The organism is Micromonospora sp. NPDC049151 (genome assembly GCF_040648395.1).
GTDB lineage: Bacteria > Actinomycetota > Actinomycetes > Mycobacteriales > Micromonosporaceae > Micromonospora.
The window spans coordinates 122,442-143,344 of sequence record NZ_JBEZDP010000014.1; the positions used below are offsets into that span (position 1 = coordinate 122,442).

Annotated in this window: 24 protein-coding genes; 14 read left to right on the plus strand and 10 right to left on the minus strand. The window is 72.8% G+C overall.

The window, feature by feature from the left end; translation table 11 throughout:
* Positions 1–158: 158 nt before the first annotated feature.
* Positions 159–2,294: an APC family permease gene (locus AB0B20_RS18140; protein ID WP_357471850.1), complete on the plus strand. Its 2,136-nt coding sequence runs from the start codon at positions 159–161 to the stop codon at positions 2,292–2,294.
* 3 nt (positions 2,295–2,297) lie between these two features.
* Here the strand turns inward: AB0B20_RS18140 and AB0B20_RS18145 are convergent, their stop codons facing one another.
* The 3 genes from AB0B20_RS18145 to AB0B20_RS18155 form a co-directional block, all read right to left on the minus strand.
* Positions 2,298–2,942 (minus strand): hypothetical protein, encoded by a 645-nt coding sequence (locus AB0B20_RS18145; RefSeq protein ID WP_357381282.1) that lies wholly within the window; start codon positions 2,940–2,942, stop codon positions 2,298–2,300.
* Positions 2,943–3,026: 84 nt separating this feature from the next.
* Positions 3,027–3,314, minus strand: coding sequence for a hypothetical protein (locus tag AB0B20_RS18150; protein ID WP_357381284.1), 288 nt, complete (start codon positions 3,312–3,314; stop codon positions 3,027–3,029).
* A gap of 17 nt (positions 3,315–3,331) precedes the next feature.
* Positions 3,332–4,156, minus strand: coding sequence for an SDR family NAD(P)-dependent oxidoreductase (locus tag AB0B20_RS18155; RefSeq protein ID WP_357381286.1), 825 nt, complete (start codon positions 4,154–4,156; stop codon positions 3,332–3,334).
* 123 nt (positions 4,157–4,279) lie between these two features.
* Between AB0B20_RS18155 and AB0B20_RS18160 the strand changes: the two genes are divergently transcribed.
* Positions 4,280–5,236, plus strand: a complete 957-nt coding sequence (locus AB0B20_RS18160) for a CoA ester lyase (protein WP_357381288.1) — start codon at positions 4,280–4,282, stop codon at positions 5,234–5,236.
* A gap of 42 nt (positions 5,237–5,278) precedes the next feature.
* Here the strand turns inward: AB0B20_RS18160 and AB0B20_RS18165 are convergent, their stop codons facing one another.
* On the minus strand, positions 5,279–5,842 hold the full coding sequence (locus tag AB0B20_RS18165) for a DUF4190 domain-containing protein (protein WP_357381290.1): 564 nt from the start codon (positions 5,840–5,842) through the stop codon (positions 5,279–5,281).
* Positions 5,843–5,996: 154 nt separating this feature from the next.
* On the opposite strand from AB0B20_RS18165, the gene AB0B20_RS18170 reads away from it, so the two are divergent.
* A complete protein-coding gene (locus AB0B20_RS18170; protein WP_357381292.1) occupies positions 5,997–6,848 on the plus strand; it encodes an SDR family NAD(P)-dependent oxidoreductase in 852 nt (283 codons plus the stop codon).
* Between the two features lie 3 nt (positions 6,849–6,851).
* Here AB0B20_RS18170 and AB0B20_RS18175 read toward each other — a convergent pair whose 3' ends face one another.
* Entirely contained in the window at positions 6,852–7,253 is a 402-nt protein-coding gene (locus AB0B20_RS18175; protein WP_357381294.1) for a DUF4190 domain-containing protein, read from the minus strand.
* 172 nt (positions 7,254–7,425) lie between these two features.
* Between AB0B20_RS18175 and AB0B20_RS18180 the strand changes: the two genes are divergently transcribed.
* A complete protein-coding gene (locus tag AB0B20_RS18180; RefSeq protein WP_357381296.1) occupies positions 7,426–8,622 on the plus strand; it encodes an acyl-CoA dehydrogenase family protein in 1,197 nt (398 codons plus the stop codon).
* A gap of 207 nt (positions 8,623–8,829) precedes the next feature.
* On the opposite strand, the gene AB0B20_RS18185 is transcribed toward AB0B20_RS18180, so the two are convergent.
* Entirely contained in the window at positions 8,830–9,252 is a 423-nt protein-coding gene (locus AB0B20_RS18185) for a CoA-binding protein (protein ID WP_357381298.1), read from the minus strand.
* A gap of 40 nt (positions 9,253–9,292) precedes the next feature.
* Positions 9,293–11,341 carry an intein-containing Rv2578c family radical SAM protein gene (locus tag AB0B20_RS18190; protein ID WP_357471854.1) on the minus strand — a complete coding sequence of 683 codons (2,049 nt, stop codon included), beginning with the start codon at positions 11,339–11,341 and terminating at the stop codon, positions 9,293–9,295.
* 83 nt (positions 11,342–11,424) lie between these two features.
* Here AB0B20_RS18190 and AB0B20_RS18195 point away from each other — a divergent pair, with 83 nt between their 5' ends.
* Positions 11,425–11,844, plus strand: a complete 420-nt coding sequence (locus AB0B20_RS18195; protein WP_357381302.1) for a DUF393 domain-containing protein — start codon at positions 11,425–11,427, stop codon at positions 11,842–11,844.
* A gap of 15 nt (positions 11,845–11,859) precedes the next feature.
* On the opposite strand, the gene AB0B20_RS18200 is transcribed toward AB0B20_RS18195, so the two are convergent.
* From AB0B20_RS18200 to trxA, 3 genes are all read right to left on the minus strand, one after another.
* A complete protein-coding gene (locus tag AB0B20_RS18200; RefSeq protein WP_357471856.1) occupies positions 11,860–12,768 on the minus strand; it encodes an MFS transporter permease in 909 nt (302 codons plus the stop codon).
* On the minus strand, positions 12,765–13,205 hold the full coding sequence (locus AB0B20_RS18205; RefSeq protein ID WP_357471859.1) for a hypothetical protein: 441 nt from the start codon (positions 13,203–13,205) through the stop codon (positions 12,765–12,767). Before AB0B20_RS18205 ends, AB0B20_RS18200 begins: the two co-directional genes overlap by 4 nt.
* Before the next feature lie 142 nt (positions 13,206–13,347).
* Positions 13,348–13,710 carry a thioredoxin gene (gene trxA, locus AB0B20_RS18210; RefSeq protein WP_269702434.1) on the minus strand — a complete coding sequence of 121 codons (363 nt, stop codon included), beginning with the start codon at positions 13,708–13,710 and terminating at the stop codon, positions 13,348–13,350.
* Positions 13,711–14,257: 547 nt separating this feature from the next.
* Between trxA and AB0B20_RS18215 the strand changes: the two genes are divergently transcribed.
* The 9 genes from AB0B20_RS18215 (at position 14,258) to AB0B20_RS18255 (ending at position 20,902) form a co-directional block, all read left to right on the plus strand.
* Positions 14,258–14,773 carry a MaoC family dehydratase gene (locus AB0B20_RS18215; protein ID WP_013283894.1) on the plus strand — a complete coding sequence of 172 codons (516 nt, stop codon included), beginning with the start codon at positions 14,258–14,260 and terminating at the stop codon, positions 14,771–14,773.
* A 95-nt stretch (positions 14,774–14,868) separates the two neighbouring features.
* On the plus strand, positions 14,869–15,360 hold the full coding sequence (locus AB0B20_RS18220) for a hypothetical protein (protein WP_357381308.1): 492 nt from the start codon (positions 14,869–14,871) through the stop codon (positions 15,358–15,360).
* 33 nt (positions 15,361–15,393) lie between these two features.
* Positions 15,394–16,017, plus strand: coding sequence for an RNA methyltransferase (locus AB0B20_RS18225; RefSeq protein WP_357381310.1), 624 nt, complete (start codon positions 15,394–15,396; stop codon positions 16,015–16,017).
* 79 nt (positions 16,018–16,096) lie between these two features.
* Positions 16,097–16,795, plus strand: a complete 699-nt coding sequence (locus AB0B20_RS18230; protein WP_357471862.1) for a DUF6758 family protein — start codon at positions 16,097–16,099, stop codon at positions 16,793–16,795.
* Positions 16,796–16,915: 120 nt separating this feature from the next.
* Positions 16,916–17,074, plus strand: a complete 159-nt coding sequence (locus tag AB0B20_RS18235) for a hypothetical protein (RefSeq protein ID WP_013283898.1) — start codon at positions 16,916–16,918, stop codon at positions 17,072–17,074.
* 6 nt (positions 17,075–17,080) lie between these two features.
* Positions 17,081–17,932 (plus strand): PH domain-containing protein, encoded by an 852-nt coding sequence (locus AB0B20_RS18240; RefSeq protein WP_357381314.1) that lies wholly within the window; start codon positions 17,081–17,083, stop codon positions 17,930–17,932.
* 93 nt (positions 17,933–18,025) lie between these two features.
* A complete protein-coding gene (locus tag AB0B20_RS18245) occupies positions 18,026–18,751 on the plus strand; it encodes a SigE family RNA polymerase sigma factor (protein WP_357381316.1) in 726 nt (241 codons plus the stop codon).
* Between the two features lie 56 nt (positions 18,752–18,807).
* Positions 18,808–20,025, plus strand: a complete 1,218-nt coding sequence (locus AB0B20_RS18250) for a hypothetical protein (RefSeq protein ID WP_357471865.1) — start codon at positions 18,808–18,810, stop codon at positions 20,023–20,025.
* Positions 20,026–20,035: 10 nt separating this feature from the next.
* Complete coding sequence (locus AB0B20_RS18255; protein WP_357381320.1) at positions 20,036–20,902, plus strand: PHP domain-containing protein; 867 nt, start codon at positions 20,036–20,038, stop codon at positions 20,900–20,902.
* Position 20,903: the final 1 nt, after the last annotated feature.

The window sequence follows — 20,903 nt, forward strand, 5'->3', positions numbered from 1 at the left end:
CGACCGTTCCGCACCCGCCACTCGACGCGTCGGCTGGTCGGCGATCCTCGCCTGGGGCGGCTCTGGCCGGCCCGACGCCGCCGGGCGGCTGAGCCGGTCGGGGCGAAGTCGCGCCGTTCCGGCCACCGGGCGGTCCGGTTTGCACGAAAGTGCTCAGGGTGGGGGCGGACCGGGACGACGCGGCGGAGGCGGGCACCGTCGTCACGCCCTCGGCCGAGTTCCCGCCGCTCGGCGACGAGGACCGGGCGGCGCTCGGCCGGATCGGCGAACGCTGGCGCGGCCCTCGCGACGCCGACGACCTGCCGGTGGACCCGGCGCTCGGGCGGCACGACCGTCACCCGGCGCCGACCCGGTTCGGCCGGCTGGCGCCGATCGACATGTTCACCGTGGCGCAGCCGGGCGAGCTGGTCGCCACCGGGGCGGCCGACCTGCCCGGTGGCCGGGCCGGGCGGGCCGCCACCCGGGTCCGCCGGGCCCTGTTCGGTCCGCCGTTGTCCAGCGCTTCGGTGCTGTACGAGCGGATGCGCAAACTGGTCGCGCTGCCGGTGCTCTCCTCGGACCTGCTCAGTTCCGTGGCGTACGGGCCGGAGGCGATGCTCGCGGTGCTGGTGCTGGCCGGGAGCGCCGCGCTCGGCCTGGCGTTGCCGCTCGCCGCCGTGCTCGTGGTGCTGATGGTCGCGGTCGGCCTGTCCTACCGGCAGACCATCCCGGCCTACCCGCACGGCGCCGGCTCCTACATCGTCGCGGGGGACAACCTCGGGCGTACGCCGGGACTGGCCGCCGCCGCCGGGCTGATGCTCGACTACGTGCTGACCGTGTCGGTGTCGGTGGCGGCCGGGGTGCACGCGGTCACGTCGGCGCTACCCGGGCTCGGCCGGTGGACCGTGCCGCTCGGGGTGCTGGTGATCGCCGTGCTGCTCGCCGGCAACCTGCGCGGCGTACGGACCGCCGGGAACATCTTCGTGCTGCCCACGTACGCGTTCGTGGTGGTGCTGGTCGCGGTGCTGGCGGTCGGGTACGCGAAGGCCGCCTCGCGGGGTTTCGCGCCGCTGCCGCCGCCCTCGGTGCCCGCCGCCGAGGGCCTTGGCGTGCTGCTGGTGCTGCGCGCGTTCTCCTCCGGCGCGGTGTCGATGACCGGCATCGAGGCGGTCTCGAACGCGGTTCCCGCGTTCCGGCCGACCGAGTGGCGCAACGCCCGCACCACGCTCGGCTGGATGGTCGCCATGCTGGTCACGCTGTTCGCCGGCCTGGTCGGGCTGATCCACCTCGACGGCCTGGCGCCCCGGGCGGACGAGACGCTGCTGTCCCAGCTCGGCCGGGTGACGTTCCCGAGCGGGCCCGGGTACGCCATCCTCCAGGCCACCACCGCGCTGATCCTGCTGCTCGCCGCGAACACCGCGTTCAACGACTTCCCCCGGCTGCTGTTCTTCATGGCCCGGGACGGCCACGCGCCGCGCCGGTTCCTGCACATGGGCGACCGGCTGGCCTTCAGCAACGGGCTGGTGGCGCTGGCGCTGACGGCCGCGCTGGTGTTCGTCGCGTTCGGCGGGCACACCGAGCGGCTGATCCCGCTCTACGCGGTCGGTGTGTTCCTCGCCTTCACGCTGTCCCAGACCGGGATGGTGGTGCACTGGCGGCGCCACCGGGGGCCGGGATGGCGTCGCCGGCTCGCCCTGAACGCGGCGGGTGCGGCGCTGTCCGGGCTGGTGCTGCTCACCGCGGCGGTCGCCAAGTTCACCGAGGGCGCCTGGGTGGTGGTGCTCGCCGTGCCGCTGCTGGTGCTGCTGTTCCGCCGGATCCACAGGCACTACGACCGGCTGCACCGCGCGCTGGCGCTGCACCCGCCGCCGTCGGCGCCGCCCGCCGAGGGCGACGAGCTGCCCCAGCAGGTACGCCATCTGGTGGTCGTGCCGGTGGCCCGGCTGAACCGGGCGTCGCTGCGCGCACTGGCGTACGCCACGTCGCTCGGGCGGCCGACGCTCGCCGTGCACCTCGCGCCGGAGGAGGCCGAGGCGGACCGGTTCCGGGACCAGTGGCGGGCCTGGGGCGACCACCTGCGGCTGGAGACGATCGTGTCGCCGTACCGGTCGGTGATCGGGCCGCTCGCGCACTACCTGGAGGCGCTGCACGCCGCGCACCCGGAGCTGACGCTCACCGTGATCGTGCCGGAGGTGGTGCTGCGCCGACGGCGGTACCGGTTGTTGCACAGCCGCGCCGAGCAGCGGCTGCGGGCGGCGTTGCGGGCGCTGCCCGGCGTGGTGGTCACCAGCGTCCCGGTGCACGTGTCGCGGTGACGCTCAGAGGTACCCGGCGAAGTGGTCGGCGACCAGCGCGGCGACCGCCTCGGCGTCCCGGCCCAGGTCCACCTCGATCACGCGTACCCCGAGCGTCCGGGCGCCGGCGACCGCGTCGGCGGCGACCAGCTCGTCGCGCGCGATCCGATGACGCCACGCCCGCTCCGGGTCGCTCACGCCGGGATGCCGGGCCGTCGCCCGCGGCAGCCGTTCCACCTGGTACGCGCGGAACTCCGGCGTCGGCACCAGCACCACCATCTGCCCTGTCGACTCGACGACCGGGGCGACCAGTTCGGGCCGCAGCCCCCAGCCCTCGGCGACCACCCGGCGGCCGCTCACCAGCGCGCTCAGGTCGTCGAGCACCCACTCGAAGCGGCGCGGAAACCCGGCGAGGGTCTCGGCTGCCATCCGCTCCGGGTCCGTCGTCACCCAGGTCGCCTCCGCGTCCGGGCCGTCCGGCGGCTCACCCCGTCGGATCCGGTCGGCGATCCGCCGGTCGTCGTGCCCTCGCGCGTCGTGGCGGTCGTAGAGGTACGCGGTCAGCCCGTACCGCAGTGCCAACGTGACCGCGAGTGTCGTCTTGCCGGCCCACTGCGCGCCGCCGATCCAGAGTGCGCGGCGGGCGGTGGCCAGGGGATCGAAGTCCACGCCCCGACACTGCGCCTCGCCAGCCTCAAGATCAAGTCTTGTTCTCGGCGTCCCCGCGTGATGAAGTGAGGGAGAAGGCGCAGCTCAGACGTCGCGTACCTCCAGCACCCGGGTGGCGGGCGCCGCGTCGCCCAGCTCGGCGCGCAGCGCGACGCGGTCCGGGTCGACCAGGAACGCGTCGAGCCCGGCGCGGGCGGCGAACCGGATGACGTGCACCTCGGTCTCCCCGTCGCCGGTGCGCAGCCGCCGTTCCAACTCGCCGCCGTGCCGGCCGAGCAGCGCCAGCACCCCGTCCTCGTAGCGCCGCCCGGCGTCCATGTCGGCGCTCAGGTCGACGAGCGCGACCAGCAGGACCTCTTGCTCTGTGGTCATATGTCCCCTCGGTGTCGTCAGGCGTCGAGCCCAACCGCCTGCGCGCTGGCGGTCCAGAGCCGCGCGGCGAGCGCCGGATCGGCCGCCTTGGGCCGGGGCCGGTGCGGCTTGCGGTCGGCGTAGTAGCCGCCGTCCGTCAGCCGGGACGGGTCCTGGCAGGCCAGCCACACGAGCGTCTCCGCGCCCTTCTCCGGGCTGCGGAACGGCAGCAGCCGCATGCCGAGCGCCACGATCCGGCTCTCGTTGCCGAAGCGGGTGCGCACCACGCCGGGGTGGAACGCGTGCGCCGGCACCTCCGGCCAGCGCCGCGCGGCCTCGGCGGTGAACAGGATGTTCGCCTGCTTGCTGGTGCCGTACGCCCGGAACGGCCGGTACGAGCGCAGCGCGGAATTGAGGTCGTCCGGGTCGAGCACGCCGCTGCGGTGCGCGTCCGAGGCGGTGACCACCATCCGCCCGATCCGGTCGGCCAGCAGGTTGCTGAGCAGGAACGGGGCGAGGTGGTTGGCCTGAATGCTCAGCTCGAAACCGTCGACCGTCGTGATCGGTTCCAGCACGATCGCGCCCGCGTTGTTGGCGAGCACGTCGATCCGGTCGTACCGCTCGCGCAGCCGTTCGGCGAGCCCGCGTACGTCGTCGAGCACGGCGAAGTCGGCGCGGAACAGCTCCGGCTGCTCACCGCAGCACTCGCGGACCCGCTCGCCCGCGGCGCGCAGCCGGGCCGGGTCGCGGCCGACCAGCACGACCTGGTCACCACGGCGAGCCAGCTCCTCCGCGGCGGCCAGGCCGATGCCGGAGCTCGCCCCGGTCAGCACCACGATCCGACGGTCAGTGAGATCTTCCACAGGTCCATTCACCCCGGTCACGGCACGAGGTTACCGTGGCGTCACCACGCCCTTTGGGATCGTTAAGTTCTCGAAATCCACCGCTGCGCCGGCACCGCGCCGGACGCTGGAAGGAGCGCATCCATGACCGCTGTCGGTCGTCCCCGCCGATCCTGCCTGGCGGTACCCGGCTCCAGCGTCAAAATGCTCGGCAAGGCCCAGGGCCTCCCCGCCGACCAGGTCTTCCTCGACCTGGAGGACGCGGTCGCCCCGCTGGCCAAGCCGGACGCGCGCAAGAACATCGTGGCCGCGCTGAACGAGGGCGACTGGACGGGCAAGACCCGCGTGGTCCGGGTGAACGACCTGACCACGCCGTGGACCTACCGGGACGTCATCGAGGTGGTCGAGGGCGCCGGGGCGAACCTGGACTGCATCATGCTGCCGAAGGTGCAGAACGCCGAGCAGGTGCACTGGCTGGACCTGCTGCTCACCCAGATCGAGAAGACGCTCGGCCTGGAGGTGGGCCGGATCGGCATCGAGGCGCAGATCGAGAACGCGGCCGGGCTGGTGAACGTGGACGCCATCGCCGGGGCCTCGCCCCGGGTCGAGACGATCATCTTCGGCCCGGCCGACTTCATGGCCTCGATCAACATGAAGTCGCTGGTGGTCGGCGCGCTGATCCCGGACTACCCGGGTGACCCGTACCACTACATCCTGATGCGCATCCTGATGGCCGCGCGGATGCACGACAAGCAGGCCATCGACGGCCCGTTCCTGCAGATCCGGGACGTGGACGCGTTCCGTGAGGTGGCGAAGCGCTCGGCGGCGCTGGGCTTCGACGGCAAGTGGGTGCTGCACCCCGGCCAGATCGACGCCGCCAACGAGGTCTACTCCCCGGCGCAGGCCGACTACGACCACGCCGAGCTGATCCTCGACGCGTACGACTACTACACCTCGGAGGCGGGCGGGAAGCTCGGCGCGGTGATGCTCGGCGACGAGATGATCGACGAGGCGTCCCGCAAGATGGCGCTGGTGATCGCCGCGAAGGGCCGTGCCGCGGGCATGTCCCGTACCTCCTCGTTCACCCCGCCCTCGGAGTGACCGGCCCGGGCCGCCCCGAGTTCGCGGGGCGGCCCGCCGGGTTCAGTAGGTCGTGCCGCTGTAGCCGGACGACTCCTGGTTGGCCGCCCAGACAATCAAGATCACGATGGCGGCGGTGGCCAGCACGGCCAGCGCGGTGGCGATCCAGCCGACGATGATGCCCGCGGTGGCGAAGCCCTCGCCGCCCTCACCGCGTTCCCTGATCTGCTTACGGGACACGTGACCGAGGATCGCGCCCACCACGCCGATGTAGCCACCGAGGCCGTAACCGCAGAGGCCGAGCGCGCCGATGATCGAAACGATCATCGCGGCGATGGCCAGGCCGTTCTGCTTCGGTCCGGCGGGGTACCCGTATCCGGGGTAACCCCCCGGGGGCGGGTACGCGCCCGGCTGCGGATAGGCGCCCGGCGGGTAACCGGCCGCCGCGTACGGGTCGGCGGACTTCATGCCGGCGTACGAGTCGGCGGGCGCGTACGGGTCCGCCGGGCTGGGCTGGGCCGGGATGGGGTTGCCGGCCATCGGCAGCAGCGGGTCGGCCGGTGGGCTCGACTGCGGCCCGGCCGCCGAGGGGTCCTGCCAGCCACCGGACGGTGGGGGATAGGTCATCTGATCATCTCCAGGTACGTGGTCGCGCTCAGGGTAGCCACCCGGCGCGCGACACGGGCGTCCCCTTTCGGCCACCGCGTTGCCCGTTCGGTCGGCACCGGGCAGGATCTTCGGCATGGCACTTGACGCGCGTGGGGGTCGGTCGCGACGGGACATGAGCCGGCCGGGGTCGGTGCGACGCCCGCGTGGCGGCGAGCCGGTCGGCGCCGCCGACTCCGAGCGGCCCGCGCCGCTGCCGGAACCGGCCACCATGCGCCTGGACGGCCGGGTCGCGCTGGTGACCGGCGCGGGCAGCCCCGACGGCATCGGGTACGCGACCGCGCGCCGGCTGTCCGACCTGGGCGCCCGGGTGGCGATCGTGTCCACCACGAGGCGCATCCACGATCGCGCGGGCGAGCTGGGTGTCACCGGTTTCGTCGCCGACCTCACCGACGAGTCGGAGGTGGGCGCGCTCGCCGACGCGGTCGCCGAGCAGCTCGGCGACGTCGAGGTGCTGGTGAACAACGCGGGGCTGGCCAGCCGGGCCAGCCCGGAGGTGCTGCGTCCGGTGGCCCAGTTGACGTACGACGAGTGGCGCGGCGAGATCGACCGCAACCTGACCACCGCGTTCCTGAGCAGCCGTGCGTTCATCGGCGGCATGGCCGAGCGGGGCTGGGGCCGGATCGTCAATCTGGCGGCCACCGCCGGGCCGGTGAACGCGCTGCCCACCGAGGCGGCCTACGCGGCGGCCAAGGCCGGCGTGGTCGGGCTGACCCGGGCGCTGGCGATGGAGATGATCGCCGACGGCGTGACGGTGAACGCGGTGGCGCCGGGCATCATCCACACCGCGGCATCCACCATGGCGGAGATCAAGCAGGGGCTCGGTACGCCGGTCGGGCGCCCCGGCACCCCGGACGAGGTGGCCGCGGCGATCGCGTTCCTCTGCTCACCGGCCGCCTCGTACATCACCGGGCAGATGCTCGTGGTCGACGGCGGCAACAGCGTCCGGGAGGCGCAGTTCCGCTGACCGTCAGTGGGTGCTGTTGTCGGAGTTGGCCCAGAACGCCAGGCCGATCCAGCCGCAGCAGATCAGCACGCCGAGCGCGGTGAAGATGTAACTGAGGACCAGCCCCCAGGTGGCGAGCTGGTCGCCGTCCTCGCCGGTCTGCCGGATCTGCCGCTTGGCCAGGTGGCCGCAGACGATGCCGGCGGGCGCGAAGACGAACGCGAAGACGAGCGACAGGATGGCGAGCACGTTCGTGCCACGGGGTCCTGGTCCCTGGCCGGGCGGGCCGTACTGGCCGTAGGGCGGCTGCGGCGCGTACGGCGGCTGCTGGCCGTACTGCTGGTGCTGCTGGCCGTACTGCGGCTGCCCGTACGGCTGGCCGTGCGACGGCGGCTCGTACGGCGAGGGTGGCTGCTCGTCACTCACGCGCGCCCCTTTCCCCAGGTCGACGGCCTTTTCTCTTGCGGACGCTACCCGCAGCGGTGAACCTTTTCACAGCGGTTGTGTGGACTGGTCACCTTGGCGCGGCCGGTCCCGGGGCCGATACTGACCGAGCGTTCAGTTACCCATGAGTAAGGCGCCGACCCCGGAGGCTGAGATGGCCCGACTCGCCCAGACACCCGGACTGACCGACGTGCAGCGGTCGATCCTGGAAACCGTCCGGGAGTTCGCCGACAAGGAGATCATCCCGCACGCGCAGCGGCTGGAGCACGCCGACGAGTACCCGAGCGACATCCTCGACGGCATGCGCGAGATGGGGCTGTTCGGCCTCACCATCGACGAGGAGTACGGCGGCCTGGGCGAGTCCCTGCTGACCTACGCGCTCGTGGTGGAGGAGCTGTCCCGGGGCTGGATGTCGATCTCCGGCATCGTCAACACCCACTTCATCGTGGCGTACCTGGTCTCGCAGCACGGCTCGGCCGACCAGAAGGCCCGGCTGCTGCCCCGGATGGCCACCGGCGAGGTGCGCGGCGCGTTCTCGATGTCCGAGCCCGAGTGCGGCTCGGACGTCTCGGCGATCAAGTCGAAGGCCGTCCGCGAGGGTGACAACTACGTCCTCAACGGCCAGAAGATGTGGCTGACGAACGGGGCGTACTCGTCGGTGGTGGCCACCCTGGTCAAGACCGACACCGGGGCCGACTCGGTCTACGGCAACATGAGCACCTTCCTGCTGGAGAAGGAGCCCGGCTTCGGCGAGACCGCGCCCGGCCTCACCATCCCCGGCAAGATCGACAAGATGGGCTACAAGGGCGTCGAGACCACCGAGATGGTGCTCGATGGCGTCACAGTGCCCGCCTCCGCCGTGCTCGGCGGCGAGGAGAAGGTCGGCCGGGGCTTCTACCAGATGATGGACGGCATCGAGGTCGGCCGGGTCAACGTGGCGGCCCGCGCCTGCGGCATCTCGATCCGGGCGTTCGAGCTGGCTGTCGCGTACGCCCAGCAGCGCCACACCTTCGGCCAGCCGCTCGCCAAGCACCAGGCCGTCGCGTTCAAGCTCGCCGAGATGGGCACGAAGATCGAGGCCGCGCACGCCCTCATGGTCAACGCGGCCCGGCTCAAGGACGCCGGCCAGCGCAACGACGTCGAGGCCGGCATGGCGAAGCTGCTCGCGTCCGAGTACTGCGCCGAGGTGGTCCAGGAGGCGTTCCGGATCCACGGCGGCTACGGCTACTCCAAGGAGTACGAGATCGAGCGCCTGATGCGCGAGGCGCCGTTCCTGCTGATCGGCGAGGGCACCTCGGAGATCCAGAAGACGATCATCTCGCGCGGCCTGCTCAAGCAGTACAAGCAGTAGGACTCATCGTTCCGCCACGCCGGGGGCCGGTTCCGGTGCGGTCACCGGCAACCCCACCGCCAGTGCCTCCGGCGTGGTCCGGAACCGCTCGATCGCGGCGATCAGCCGCTCGGCGCGAGCAGCCGGCGGGACCACAGCCCGTCGCGGTCGGGCACCGCCGCAGCCGCCATCGGGCCGGGATCGGACATGCCCGAAGGGTACGCGCCGTCAGCCGGCCGTTCCGCCTGGCGTACGGGTCAGTCCGGCGGCGGCCCGCTCGACGATGAGGCATCTGTCCTCGACGTAGTCGAGGCCGGCCTCCTCGGCGATCCGGCGTGCCTCGTCCGAGAAGATCCCGAGCTGCAACCACACCGCCGGGGCGCCGATCGCCACCGCCTGCCGGACCACGTCGACCGCGTCCCGGGCCGGGCGGAACACGTCGACCAGGTCGACCGGGTGCGGGATGTCGGCGAGCGTCGGGTACGCCTTCTCGCCGAACAACTCGTCCACCGTCGGGTTGACCGGGATGATCCGCCAGCCGTGCCGCTGCATCTCCAGCGGTACGCGGTGCGCGGCCTTGCCCGGGTCACGGGAGGCGCCCACGACGGCGATCACGGCGGAGTCGGCGAGGATCTGCTGAGCGGAACGCATCCCCCGACACTAGCCCCGCCGGTGCGGGTTCTCTCGGCGGCTAGAGCAGGGAGAGCTGTTCGGCGGCCGGGGCAGGCGGCGGAGTTTCGGGCAGTCGGCGGTTGTCGCCGGTCTCGCCCCGGTGCAGCCCGTGCCGGCGTGCCGCGATCCGCACCCGCGCGGTCACCTCCCGCTGGTACGCCTGCGGCGCGTACGAGCCGGCCTGGTAGAGCTGCCGGTAACGGGGCACCAGGTGCGGGAACTCCCGGGCCAGCCAGCGGGCGTACCACTCCCGGGCGCCGGGCCGCAGGTGCAGCGGCAGCGGCGTCACGCCGGCCGCGCCGGAGGCGGCGATCGCTGCGACAGTGGCGTCGATCGACTCCTCGTCGTCGCTGAGACCGGGCAGGATCGGCGCCATCAGCACACCCACCTCGAAGCCGGCGTCGGCGAGCTGACGGACCGCGTCCAGGCGGCGGCGCGGGCTCGGGGTGCCCGGCTCGGCCGCCCGCCAGAGCGCCTCGTCGACGAACCCCACGGAGTACGACAGCCCGACCCGGGTCACCTCGGCGGCCTGGCGCAGCAGTGGCAGGTCACGCAGCAGCAGCGTGCCCTTCGTCAGGATGGAGAACGGGTTCGCGAAGTCGCGCAGCGCCTCGATGATCTGTGGCATCAGGCGGTAGCGGCCCTCGGCCCGCTGGTAGCAGTCCACGTTGGTGCCCATGGCGACGTGCGCGCCGCGCCAGCGCGGAGCGGCCAGCTCCCGGCGTACCAGCTCGCCCGCGTTGACCTTGACGATGACCTTGCGGTCGAAGTCGGCACCGGCGTCCAGGTCGAGATAGGTGTGGGTGTTGCGGGCGAAGCAGTTGTGGCTGACCACACCGTTGGCGATGAAGTCGCCGGTGCCGGTGGTGATGTCCCACAGCGGAAGCTCCAGGCCCAGATCCTCGACGGCGGTCACCTGGAGCCGCGCCGCGCACTTGAGCGCCATGCCCTCGATCGAGCGCCGGGCGGTGACTGCCGGGTCGGTGAGGTGGAAGAAGCGCAGCCGCTCCGGCAGCCCGCCGGTCAGCCGGAGCTGACGCGCCGCACCCGGCGTACCCGGCACGTCGAGCGCCCAGCGGAAGTCGAACCGGTCCAGCGCGGCGGCCGTGCGGGCCCGGCTCTCGTCGTCCGCGACGCTGATCCGGAACACGCCCCGGTGGCATGTGCCGGCGGCGTCGAACATGCCGGCCAGGTAGCCGAGCGCCCAGTCACCGGTGGTGTCGTCGGGTGGCGCGAACAACCCGGTGACGACCTCGGCCGGGCCGGATGTGCGTACCACAGTGGTCGTCGCCCGCCGGCCGACCCGGCCGGCTGTGGCCCGCTCGACGGTGACCCCGGCGTCGGCCAGGTAGCGCTCGGCACGATCCAGCGCCTCCGTCTCGGCGGTGGCCAGCCGGAAGCGGGCACCGAAGCCGGGCCGGTCGTGGTCGCGGATCAGGGCGTGCAGGTAGCCCCTGTGGTAGTCGGCCGAGCGTTTCGGCGCGACCGCGAACCGGCCGGTGCCCAGCAGGCGGTTGCGGGTGGTCAGGTGAGGACGGCGCCCGCCGCCCCGCATGGTTCCGGTGACGTGCTTCCAGCCGCGTTCGGTGAGGAACCGGTGGTCGCCGCTGGCGACGAGCGTGGTGCCGTCGGCCAGGGTGACCCGGTAGGCCCGCTTCACAGTGGACCACTTGTCGAGCACCGTGGTGACGACGTAGTGGCGGTAGGCGCCGCGCCGGCGGGTGCCGTAGATCCGGTCGCCGGGCTCCAGCTCGCTGATCGCCCTGGTGCGGCCGTCGGCCATCAGGATCGGTGTGTCGCCGCCCAGACAGTAGACGCACGCGTGCGAGCAACCACGGTAGGGGTTGATCGTCCACTCGAACGGCACCCGCGACTGGCCGGGCACCCGGTTGATGATCGACTTGGCGTGCACCTCGTAGAACGTCATGCCGGCGAAGCCCGGGGTGTCGAACGTGCGGGCGACGGCGCCGGGCAGCGCCAGCGGCAGGGGTGGAGCCGCCGGCGCCGCCCGATCGGGAGTCCCCTCGTCCGGGGGAGCGGAGAGGTTGTCCCAGCGCATGGCGTTCATTCGAACATGTGTACGAACAAAGCGCAAGTGATGCTCCGGACACCGCGCGCCGCCGGGGCCCGGGGCGGGTGCAGGATGGAGGCATGGAGACGTCGACCTTCGTCTACGACGGCGACTGCGCCTTCTGCACGAGTTGCGCGCAGTTCATCGAGCGCCGCATCCCGACCGGCGCCCGGGTGGTGCCGTGGCAGTTCGCCGACCTGGCGGCGCTGGGCCTGACGGAGGCCGAGTGCGAGGAGGCGGTCCAGTGGGTGGGCGCCGACGGCTCCCGCGCCGCCGGTCCGGACGCCATCGCCCGGCTGCTCGGCGACAGCGGGCCGCTCTGGCGGTTCGCCGGGGCCGGGCTGCGCCTCGTGCCGGTCCGCGCGGCGGCCTGGCCCGCGTACCGCTGGGTGGCGCGCAACCGGCACCGGATGCCGGGCGGTACCGCCGCCTGCGCGTTGCCGCAGGAGGCCCGGGAGCGGCTGTACGGCCCGACCGGCCGCCCGGGTCCGACCGCCTGACCGGCGTACCCGCGCTCAGGCGGTCGCCGGCGCGGAGGGGGCGGGGGCCGGCGTCACATCGGCGGTCGCCGGCGCGGGGGACGTCGGGGCGGCCGGCGGCGGGCGGCCGAGCAGGCGCCTGACGAACACCACGGGGCGGACCTTCTCCAGCGCCAGGAAGCTGGTCATCGCCGCCAGGTGCGGCGCGAACGAGATGGTGATCGTCGCGATGGTCACCAGGTGGAACGAGTAGAAGAAGCCGACGGTCATCGTCCGCCACCGGGCCGGCAGCACGAACACCAGCGGGCTGAGCAGCTCGAACGCCAGGATGCCGAACTGCGCCACGATCAGCAGGTGCGGCACCTGCGCGATCAGGTCGGCGAGGTCGGTGCCGCGCCGGATGATCGCCTTCGCCAGCACGGAACCGGTCGCCCAGTCCCAGCCGCCGAAGCGGAACTTGGCCCAGGCGGCGAGGAAGTACGTGCAGATGACCGCGATCTGGGTGACCCGCAGCGCCCAGCCGCCCGCCTCGGTACGGGTCGGGTCGCCGTGCCGGGCGCGCCCCGCGGTGGGCAGCACGGCCAGTGCCACCAGGAGCGCGAACCGGTCGTGGTCGACCTTGCCGTAGCTCATCGCCACGATCATCCACTCGAAGTACAGCGCGAAGACCGTCCAGCCGAGCAGCCGGTGCGCCCGGCCGGTGGCGGCCAGCAGCGCGGTGACCAGCAGTGCCCAGAACACCACGCCGACCAGGGCCGGGGTGGGGGTGGGCAGCGGGAGCAGCCGGCCGACGAGCAGCGGCTGGTAGAGGTCGCCGGGAACGTCGACCCGGGTGCGTACCCAGGGGGTGAAGACGACCAGGTCGGCGGCGACGAAGAGGTAGACCAGGGTGCGAAAGGCGGCGATCCGGCCGCGCGGGACCGCCTCGGTCAGCCAGCCGGTCATCGGCCGATCTCCCAGCGCACCGCTGTCTCGTCGGTCCACCTGCCGGTCGGGCGGCCACCCTGGATGTCGAACCAGCGGACGACGATCCGCACCTCGACCAGCTCGGGTGCGCCGGGGTGGCGTTCGGCGTACGCGTCGGCGACGGTGCGCAGCAGGCTCGGGTCCGTGGCGTACCGGCCCTGCTGACCCTCGATCTCGGCCCGGCGGATGCCGGTGGCCTCCTGGCCGAGCGCGACCACCGTCCCGGTGGTGTCGACGCCCTCGACCCGGGTGTCCGGGGCGGGCGCGTTCGGCGGGTCGGAGGTGGAGTACATCCGGAACGGCCCGAACGGGAAGTCGTCGTCGGTGCCGCGCACGGTGCCCAGGAGCAGCAGCGCCAGGCCGAGCAGGGTGGCGCCCACTCGGACCGCGCGCCCGCGGGCGGTCAAGGTCTCCATCGTGTGGTGACGTTACGGGAGTGAAGTGGCCGAAAGTGTCCCTCACTCGGCCATTCCTCACTACCCGTCCCGCCGGTCCGGCGGGCGCGAGGACGCCGCCGGCCGGCACCCCGGAGGGCGCCGGCCGGTGGCGTACGGAACGTCAGTGGTTGTGCTCGGCCAGCTTCTTGCGGACGTCGTCCATGTCCAGCGCCTGGACCTGCTCGATGAGGTTCTCCAGCGCCGACTCCGGCAGCGCGCCCGGCTGGGCGAAGACGATCACGCCGTCACGGATCGCCATGATCGTCGGGATGGAGCTGATGTTGAACTTCACCGCCAGCTCCTGCTGCGCCTCGGTGTCGACCTTGCCGAAGGCGATGTCCGGGTGCTTCTCCGAGGAGCGCTCGTAGACCGGGGCGAAGCGCTTGCACGGGCCGCACCAGTCCGCCCAGAAGTCGAGCAGGACGATCCCGTCGCGCCCGGTCACCTCGTCAAAGTTGGCCGTGGTCAGCTCAACCGTTGCCATTTGCTCTCTCCGATCACCGCGGATTGTCGTACGTCCGGTGGAACCAGGGTCAGTCCGTCCGAATTCCCGGCGCGCGGGTGACGAAACGCTGAGCGCCGGGACGGTGACCCTGAGCACATCGAACCCCATCTGTTCGCCCCGGCCGTGCGGAACGCAAATGCATGCCGCACTTGCGTGACGGGCGGTGATGGGAGCGTTTCCAAGGAGATCACGCTATGTGTCCGCTACGCGCCGGTAACTTCGGCCTTGACAAGCGTCTATGCAGCCTGCGGTGATCGCTTACCGACTGAGTGTCGGTTACTTTCAGTAGTGTTACGAAAAGATAAATGTGACCTCCGTCTCTGTCGGCGGAGGGTGGTCGTACGGCAGAATTCTTCGCATCAGAGCGTGGGCGGCGGGTGCCGGGGAGGGCCCCGCCGCTCATTGCGTCCGGACCTCGGTGACCCCCGGTGTGACATTTCCGCCGGGCGAGCGCCCCGCCCCTCGCCTTAACAAGCGATAAGGCATGCTGTGCCGAACTCCATCGCCGCCCGTGAAGGGGACAAGGATGCAGTTCGGCCGCTACTACGAGGAGTTCGAGGTCGGCGCGGTCTACCGGCACTGGCCGGGCAAGACGGTCACCGAGTACGACGACCACCTCTTCTGCCTGCTCACCATGAACCACCACCCGCTGCACATGGACGCGCACTACGCCGAGTCCGCCTCGCAGTTCAAGCGCAACGTGGTGGTCGGCAACTACATCTACTCGCTGCTGCTGGGCATGTCCGTGCCGGACGTCAGCGGCAAGGCGATCGCCAACCTGGAGATCGAGTCGCTGCGGCACGTCGCGCCCACGTTCCACGGCGACACCATCTACGGCGAGACGACGGTGCTGGACAAGCGGGAGTCGGCGTCGAAGCCCGACCGCGGCGTGGTGGCGGTCGAGACCCGCGGCTACAACCAGGACGGCACCCTCGTCTGCGTGTTCCGCCGCAAGGTCATGGTGCCGAAGAAGGAGTACGCGGCCGCCGCCGTCCCGGACGGCGTCGACCCGGAGCGTCCCAGCTTCCCCGAGCCGCGCTGACCTCACGTCCGTCCGGTCACCGGGCCTCGTTCCCCGTTCGGCGGGGACGGGGCCCGGACCTCGTCCGGGGGCATATGCTCGGGCTGGAGGTTCCCATGAGCCACTCCGTAGCCGGCGAACCGCCCTCCGCCGGTCGCCGCGCCGCACCGCTCACCACCGCCGCCTACTCCGCGGCGGAGTGGGACCTGCTGACCGACCTGCCGGGCCGCGTCCTCGTCGCCGCCGCCTCTCCCGGACCCGGACGCCCGCCGCGCGGTGTGGCCGCCGGTCTGGCCGGCCTGGACGCGGTCGCCGCCGGCCGGGCGTTCGACAGTGATCTCGTCCGCGCCGTGGTGGCCGCGATCTACGCCCGCCACGACGGGGCCACCGAGCGGGACGAGCGCCTGACCGACCTGGTCGACCTGCTGGCCGCAGCCCGGGCCGCGGTACGTGTGCTGCGCCGCCGGGCCGATCCGGCCGACTCGGCGGCGTACCGGCAGTGGGTGGAGTCCGTGGCGGCCCGGGTGTGCCGGGCCGGGGAGAGCGCCCCGAGTCCCGCCGACACGCGTTTCCTCGACCGGCTGGGCGGCGCGCTCGACCTGCGCTGACAGTGACGCCGCCGGGCCGTACCCTCGGCAACCGTGACCGACGACCAGCTCGACGTGGGTGTGGGGCCGTGGCCCGGTGACCCGCCGGACGACCCGCGCTACGACCCGGAGCTGCTCGCCGGCGGGGACCGGCGCAACGTGGTGGACCGCTACCGCTACTGGCGGCGCGAGGCGGTGGTGGCCGACCTGGACCGGCGCCGGCACGACTTCCACGTCGCGATCGAGAACTGGCAGCACGACTTCAACATCGGCACCGTGGTCCGCAACGCCAACGCCTTCCTCGCCGCCGAGGTGCACATCGTCGGGCGGCGGCGGTGGAACCGGCGGGGCGCCATGGTGACCGACCGCTACCAGCACGTCCGGCACCACGCCACGATCGAGGAGTTCGTCGCGTGGGCGCGCGGCGAGCGGCTGCCGGTGGTCGGGATCGACAACCTGCCCGGCTCCCGGCCGATGGAGACGGCGGTGCTGCCGCGCCGCTGCGTGCTCCTGTTCGGCCAGGAGGGGCCGGGGCTGTCGCCGGTGGCCCGGTCGGCCTGCGACGCGCTGTTCTCCATCGCCCAGTACGGTTCGACCCGGTCCATAAACGCGGGTGTGGCCAGCGGCATCGCCATGCACGCCTGGATCCGGTCGTACGCCGGGCCGCCGCCGGACTGAAACCCCGTGGGTCCACCACCGGACGGAAATCCCACGCGCCCCGCTTGACGCCTCGCGGGTCCGGGGCGACGGTGAGGGTGTGACTGTCGCGGTGAGTTGTCCGAAGTGCGCGGGGCCGGTGCGCGAGCCGGACCTGATGCACGCCGAGCACCGGTGCGTGCGCTGCGGCCCGGTCGCGCCGCTGCACGTGCCGGAGCACATCAGCGCCGAGATCATGGCCAGCGTGGTGGAGCGGGTGGCAGCCGATCCCGATCCGGCCGACCGGCTCCGGATGCCGCTGTGGTGTCCGTGGCCGCTCCCGCCGGGCTGGACGCTCACCGGCGTCGCCTGGGCGGGCGACGAGCGGGCGGGCGTACGGGCCACTCTGGTCGCCTGCGCCGGTCCGGCCCCCCTGGACGGTGGGCCGGCCGATCTCATCTTCGTCGCCGAGGAGCCCGGCGTCGGTCTCGGTTCCCGCTTCGCGGGACTGCCCGGACCCGATCCCGGTCCCCAGGTGGAGGAGGCGCTGACCGACCCCGGCCCTGGTCATCCCGAGCGTCTGCCGCACGCGAAGATCCGGGCGGGCGGTCATCCGACTCCACTGTGGCTCGTCCGTTCCGTAACGGATCGAAGCGCGTACGCCGGCGAGGCTCGGGGAATGTGGCTCCATGCGATAGCCTGGCCGGCGAGCGCGGGTCACCTCCTCGCGGAAGAGGTCGTGTTGCACGACCTCACCGAGTGGACACCGCCCGAACTCGTGTATGGCGCACCGTCTCCGTACCTGCACGGGCGGGCCTGACCGGCTCGCCACGGCGAGTCGGAGAGAGCGGACGCAGATATTCACGGTAAGACACCATGCTGATACTCTGGGTGCCGCTGCGGTAAACGGACCCGGCGCCGCGCGAGAGGATGGCCCGCTATGGTCAAGAAGGTCCTCACCTGGGCCGGCATCGCATTCTTGATCTTCTTCGTTGCGTACCGGCCCAACTCCGCCGCCGACGTCTTCAAGTCTCTCGGTGGCGGCATCATGGACATCGCGCAGGGGTTCGGCGACTTCTTCACCAACCTCGTCGCCTAGCCGCCGATGGGAAGCCCTTCCGGTCCACCCTTCGACCCGGACGACCCCGACCGGGCGCGACGGGAGCGTGACACCGAGCCGATCCCCCGGATCGACCCGGACGACCCGGCCGGTTACGGCCCCGGCCCGTACGCGGACGCGGACGACGTCGGTTACGGCAGCGCCTACGCCGCCGAGGGGCGGTCCGGCCGGGCCTGGGCGCGGGATCCGGACGGCTTCCCGGACCAGCCGATCTCCGAGGAGGAGCTGGCCGGGCTGCGGTCCGACGCCACCGGCATGGCACCCCGCCGGGTGCTGCCGCTGGAGGACGAGCCCAGTTCGCTCGTGGCGCGCTACCTCTTCCCCACCGAGCGCTACCGGGGCGAGTGGAAGCGGCACTGGATCCACCTCACCACCCCGATCATCGTCGGCGTCGCGGCCACGTTCGTGCTCGGCTACCTCTCCGGCTTCCTCGCCGGGCGGGACGTCGGCGCGTTGACCACCGTCGCGGTGCTGCTCTGGTTCGCCGTGATGGGCTGGGTCGCGTGGAAGGTCGCCGACTGGTGGTACGACCGGTTCATCCTGACCAACAAACGGGTGATGGTGGTCAACGGCATCATCACCCGGCAGGTCGCGATGATGCCGCTCACCCGGGTCACCGACATGAAGTACGAGCAGAGCCCGACCGGCCGCGCCCTCAACTACGGCACGTTCGTGCTGGAGTCCGCCGGTCAGGAACAGGCACTCCGGGTGATCAAGAATCTGCCCAACCCGAACGAGCTCTACCTGCGTGTGGTCGAGGAGATGTACGAGCCGCAGGCGGTCGAGGCGCGGTTGGGCAAGGAGGCCGACGAGGCCAAGGCCGACGACGGAGCCTGAAACTTTTCGTCCGAACATCGGATGAACTGCACACCTTCCGCCATCGACCCGACCGGCGTGGCCGTGGCATTCTGCCAGGCAGGACGGGGGGAGATGACTGTGGTGAGCAGAGACCCGCTGGAGGAGGAGTTCCGCGAATTCGTCGCGGCCCGGTCCGGCGCGCTGCTGCGCACCGCGTATCTGCTCGCCGGTGACTGGGCCACCGCCGAGGACCTGCTCCAGACCGCGCTCACGAAGACCTACCTGGCGTGGAAACGGCTCGGCGGGATCGACGCCATCGAGCCGTACGCCCGCCGGGTCATGGTCAACACGTCCACGAGCTGGTGGCGGCGCCGCTGGCACGGCGAGCGTCCCACCGAGGTGCTGCCGGAGCGCGCCGGCGTCGACGAGATCGAACAGCAACTCGACCGGGACGCGCTCTGGCGGCACCTCCAGGCGCTGCCGGCCCGGCAACGGGCCGTGCTGGTGCTGCGCTTCTACGAGGACATGTCCGAGGCGCAGACCGCCGCGCTGCTGGAGATCTCCCCGGGCACCGTCAAGAGTCAGACCTCCAGGGCGCTCAACACGCTGCGCCGCCGGCTGGGCTCCGAGGCGGCCCTGAGCCTCCCCACGCCGGCCGACGCGCCCGCCGGGACTCCGTCCGCCCCGGCTCCGGCCGGCCGGTCCGGCCGCGCCGTCCATCCGACCACGGGTGCCGAGCCGGCCCGAGCACCGGCGCCCCGGTCCGCCGCCCGGGTGCCCCGGCCGGTCCAGTCCCCGGCCCCGGTCCGTCCCGCGCCGGTCCGCCCCGCCGTCCCGATCGCGGCGGAGAGCCGATGAGCGGCCCCCGGCACGACTGTGACAACCGGACGGGCAGCCCGGAGCGTCCATTCCCCGTGAGCGACGACGAGCTGGAGCGGGCGCTGCGGGAGACGCTGACCCGCCGCGTCGCCACGTCCCGCCCGCTGACCGCCGACCCGGCGGGGGAGGTCCTGCGCCGGGCGCGGCGCGTGGGCCGGCGGCGTACGCTCAGCGGCCTGGCGCTGGCCGGGGTCGCCACCGTGTCCATCACCTTCGGGGTGGTCCAGTTCACCGCGCCGGGCGGCGACGGCGGCACCCCCACCGTGGTGCTCGGCGATCCGCCCGTCCTCGCGCCCTCCCCGCTGTCCACCGAGCCGCCCTCGGTCACCCGCTACGGGCCGATCCGCGCCGAGCTCGACCTGCTCGTCGGTGACCGGCTGGACACCAGCGGCGGCGAACGGCGTCAACTGACCGGCGTGAGCGGCGTCGAACGGGCGCAGCGGATCCACGACGAGGAGGGCTGGCTGCTCACCTCGGCGGCCACCGCCGCCGGCCGTACCCTCTGGTGGGCTCCGGTCGACGGCACCGCGCCGCAGGTCATGCTGGCCGCCGCGGACGCGGTGGCCGTCTCGCCGGACGGACGCCAGGTCGCCTGGCGGGACGGCCCGGACGTGATCGCCGCCGGTGTGGTCGCCGGTCAGCTCATCGCGTCGGTCCGGACCGCCGCGCCGGAGGGCGCCGTGCCGGTCGGCTTCGCCGGCGACGCCGTGCTCATCCAGCAACCCGGTGGCGGGGGGATGAGCGTCTGGAACCGCGCGCTCGGCGGGCAGCCGGGGCCGGTGAACCAGGACGTACGCGTCGTCTACGGCACCCGCCCCGACGGCCGGGCGGTCGGCCTGGTCGCCGCCGGCCCGGACGGCCAGCCGTGCCTGGGTCTACTCGACCCGGCCCGGGACCTCGCCCCGGTGCGTGTCGCGTGCGGCCCGAGACTGGCCACCGACGGCCGTGGCGCCCTCTCCTTCGACGGCCGGTGGCTGCTCGCCAACGGCACGGCGCGCACCGCCCTCCTGATCGACCTGGCCGATCCGGCCAGCCCGGCTCTCCACCCGGCCGGCCCGGTGCTGGCCGGCGGGGTGGCGTGGACCCGGGCCGGTGTGGCGCTGCACGTGGACGCGAACGGCGGGTTGGTCCGGGTCAAGCCCGATCGGGTGCTGGCCGGTGACCGGCCCACGGGTTCACCTGTCGAAGGACTGGCGCCGCACGAGCGTCCGGTGGTGGTGGCCGGCGTCCCCACGGCGCCGGACGGGGCGTAGCGTCGGGCGGGTGAGCGTCCCCGCCCGCATCGACCTGCACACCCACTCCACCGCCAGCGACGGCACCCTGACCCCCGCCGAGCTGGTCCGGGCCGCCGCCGACGCGGGGCTGGACGTGGTGGCACTCACCGACCACGACACCACCGCCGGCTGGGCGCCCGCCGTCGCCGCCCTGCCGCCGGGCCTCACCCTGATCCGCGGCGCGGAGATCTCCTGCCGCTGGTTCGGCGCCGAACCGGCGGTCCCGCTGCACCTGCTCGCGTACCTGTTCGACCCGGCCGAGCCGGAACTGGCCGCCGAGCTGGCCCGGGTCCGCCGGGCCCGGGAGGAGCGCGGCGAGCGCATCGTCCGGCTGCTCCAGGCCGACGGGATCCGGGTGAGCTGGACGGAGATCCTGGCCGGAGCGGGCGGCGGCACCGTCGGCCGTCCGCACATCGCGCAGGCGCTGATCCGGGCCGGTCTGGTCGCCACCACCACCGAGGCGTTCGGGCCGGACTGGCTCGGCGAGCGGTACCGGCTGCCGAAGGACGACATCGAGGTGTTCCGGGCGGTGGCGCTGGTGCGGGCGGCCGGCGGCGTGCCCGTCTTCGCCCACCCGAGGGCCAGCCGGCGCGGCCGGATCGTGCCGGACGAGCTGATCGCGGACCTGGCGGCGGCCGGCCTGGCCGGGCTGGAGGCCGACCACGAGGACCACGACCCGGCCGAGCGGGCGCACGTCCGAGGGCTCGCCGCCGACCTGGGACTGCTGGTCACCGGCTCGTCCGACTTCCACGGCACGCACAAGACGGTACGGCTCGGCGCGTACACCACCGGCCCCGAGGCGTACGAGCGGATCGTCGCGCTGGCCCGCGGGGTGACCCCTGTCGCTTCAGGCTGAA

Excerpts from the sequence above, each read along its gene's own strand:
- AB0B20_RS18150 (WP_357381284.1), bottom strand. The coding sequence starts at position 3,314 with ATGACCACAGAGCAAGAGGTCCTGCTGGTCGCGCTCGTCGACCTGAGC.
- AB0B20_RS18160 (WP_357381288.1), top strand. The coding sequence starts at position 4,280 with ATGACCGCTGTCGGTCGTCCCCGCCGATCCTGCCTGGCGGTACCCGGC.
- AB0B20_RS18165 (WP_357381290.1), bottom strand. The coding sequence starts at position 5,842 with ATGACCTATCCCCCACCGTCCGGTGGCTGGCAGGACCCCTCGGCGGCC.
- AB0B20_RS18170 (WP_357381292.1), top strand. The coding sequence starts at position 5,997 with ATGAGCCGGCCGGGGTCGGTGCGACGCCCGCGTGGCGGCGAGCCGGTC.
- AB0B20_RS18180 (WP_357381296.1), top strand. The coding sequence starts at position 7,426 with ATGGCCCGACTCGCCCAGACACCCGGACTGACCGACGTGCAGCGGTCG.
- AB0B20_RS18185 (WP_357381298.1), bottom strand. The coding sequence starts at position 9,252 with ATGCGTTCCGCTCAGCAGATCCTCGCCGACTCCGCCGTGATCGCCGTC.
- AB0B20_RS18190 (WP_357471854.1), bottom strand. The coding sequence starts at position 11,341 with ATGAACGCCATGCGCTGGGACAACCTCTCCGCTCCCCCGGACGAGGGG.
- AB0B20_RS18195 (WP_357381302.1), top strand. The coding sequence starts at position 11,425 with ATGGAGACGTCGACCTTCGTCTACGACGGCGACTGCGCCTTCTGCACG.
- AB0B20_RS18200 (WP_357471856.1), bottom strand. The coding sequence starts at position 12,768 with ATGACCGGCTGGCTGACCGAGGCGGTCCCGCGCGGCCGGATCGCCGCC.
- AB0B20_RS18205 (WP_357471859.1), bottom strand. The coding sequence starts at position 13,205 with ATGGAGACCTTGACCGCCCGCGGGCGCGCGGTCCGAGTGGGCGCCACC.
- trxA (WP_269702434.1), bottom strand. The coding sequence starts at position 13,710 with ATGGCAACGGTTGAGCTGACCACGGCCAACTTTGACGAGGTGACCGGG.
- AB0B20_RS18215 (WP_013283894.1), top strand. The coding sequence starts at position 14,258 with ATGCAGTTCGGCCGCTACTACGAGGAGTTCGAGGTCGGCGCGGTCTAC.
- AB0B20_RS18220 (WP_357381308.1), top strand. The coding sequence starts at position 14,869 with ATGAGCCACTCCGTAGCCGGCGAACCGCCCTCCGCCGGTCGCCGCGCC.
- AB0B20_RS18235 (WP_013283898.1), top strand. The coding sequence starts at position 16,916 with ATGGTCAAGAAGGTCCTCACCTGGGCCGGCATCGCATTCTTGATCTTC.
- AB0B20_RS18240 (WP_357381314.1), top strand. The coding sequence starts at position 17,081 with ATGGGAAGCCCTTCCGGTCCACCCTTCGACCCGGACGACCCCGACCGG.
- AB0B20_RS18245 (WP_357381316.1), top strand. The coding sequence starts at position 18,026 with ATGACTGTGGTGAGCAGAGACCCGCTGGAGGAGGAGTTCCGCGAATTC.